This window comes from Pseudanabaena sp. SR411 (genome assembly GCF_002251945.1).
Taxonomy (GTDB): Bacteria; Cyanobacteriota; Cyanobacteriia; order Pseudanabaenales; family Pseudanabaenaceae; genus Pseudanabaena.
The window spans coordinates 1-1,689 of record NZ_NDHW01000048.1 but is presented as its reverse complement, the minus strand read 5'-3'; the positions used below and the strand labels follow the sequence as shown (position 1 = coordinate 1,689).

2 tRNA genes and 2 rRNA genes are annotated in these 1,689 nt (G+C 48.5%); all 4 read right to left on the bottom strand.

Going from position 1 to position 1,689, the window contains the following annotated elements:
- Positions 1-702: ribosomal RNA gene (locus tag B9G53_RS03390) — 23S ribosomal RNA — on the bottom strand; the annotation flags it as partial.
- A 181-nt stretch (positions 703-883) separates the two neighbouring features.
- Positions 884-959 (bottom strand) — tRNA-Ala (locus B9G53_RS03385).
- 51 nt (positions 960-1,010) lie between these two features.
- Positions 1,011-1,084 (bottom strand) — tRNA-Ile (locus B9G53_RS03380).
- 129 nt (positions 1,085-1,213) lie between these two features.
- Positions 1,214-1,689 (bottom strand): 16S ribosomal RNA (locus B9G53_RS03375); the annotation flags it as partial.

The window sequence follows — 1,689 nt, the reverse complement described above, 5'->3', positions numbered from 1 at the left end:
GTTCGGGTCTATAAACAGTGACTATCGCTCTTATCAAACTCGCTTTCGCTTTGGCTTCGGGATTTTCCCCTTAACCTGCCACTGCCTATAAGTCGCCGGCTCATTCTTCAACAGGCACACGGTCAGACGTTAAATCGTCCTCCCATTGCTTGTAAGCTCACGGTTTCATGTTCTATTTCACTCCCCTTCCGGGGTTCTTTTCACCTTTCCCTCGCGGTACTGGTTCACTATCGGTCACAAGTGAGTATTTAGCCTTACGAGGTGGTCCTCGCGAATTCACACGGAATTTCTCGTGTACCGTGCTACTCAGGATACAGCTTGCCAACTTTGATTTTTAATTACGAGGCTTTCACTCTCTTTGGCGTGTCATTCCAAACACTTCATCTAGTCTCTGTTGTACAGTGTTGCTGTCCTATAACCCCAGTCGGTCATGCCAACTGGTTTGGGCTGGTTCCCGTTCGCTCGCCGCTACTTAGGAAATCATTATTTATTTTCTCTTCCTTCAGCTACTAAGATGTTTCAATTCGCTGAGTTCGCTCTTTCCCGTCTATTTTATTCAACGGGCAGTATATAGGGTTGCCCCATTCGGAAACCTGCGGATCAGGGCTTGCTTCCAGCTCCCCGCAGCTTATCGTAGGTAACCACGTCCTTCATCGCCTTCTTGTGCCTAGGTATCCACCGTGAGCCCTTTGTAGCTTGACCTCTGTGTTTCCACTTTGGATCTACTTGCTTCTTATTACTATTACTATGCAGTTTTCAAGGTTCTTTCTAAATTCTCGCTCTCGCTAGAATTTAGCAGTCTCTCTAGTTATTTAGGTTTTACCTGACTAGATGAGTTGCTAAACTCTTGCTTTTGCTTTTGTTGGTAATCGCGTTAGTAGTTTGGTGGAGATAAGGAGATTCGAACTCCTGACTTCCTGCGTGCAAAGCAGGCGCTCTACCAACTGAGCTATATCCCCAGAGTTGTCTATCACTTTCAGCTTTTGGCTTCTAGTTGTTAGATTCTCAAGTGGGCCATACTGGACACGAACCAGTGACCTCACCCTTATCAGGGGTGCGCTCTAACCAACTGAGCTAATGGCCCTTTATGTTAGCCAAATTTAGAACCTGACTTAGTTTGAAAGCTTTCCAATAAATCTCGAACGACCTTGGGATGACTTATGTCTGACCTAATTCTGTATTGGTTCAGTCTAGACATAAATAGGTCTCCCTATAAGGAGGTGATCCAGCCGCACCTTCCGGTACGGCTACCTTGTTACGACTTCACCCCAGTCACCAGCCCTGCCTTAGGCGCCTCCCTCCCTTGCGGGTTGAGATAACGACTTCGGGCGTGACCAGCTTCCATGGTGTGACGGGCGGTGTGTACAAGGCCCGGGAACGTATTCACCGCAGTATGCTGACCTGCGATTACTAGCGATTCCGCCTTCATGCAGGCGAGTTGCAGCCTGCAATCTGAACTAAGACCGGGTTTATGAGATTAGCTTGCATTCGCATGCTTGCGACTCTTTGTCCCGGCCATTGTAGTACGTGTGTAGCCCAAGGCGTAAGGGGCATGATGACTTGACGTCATCCCCACCTTCCTCCGGTTTGTCACCGGCAGTCTCTCTAGAGTGCCCAACTTAATGATGGCAACTAAAAACGAGGGTTGCGCTCGTTGCGGGWCTTAACCCAACATCTCACGACACGAGC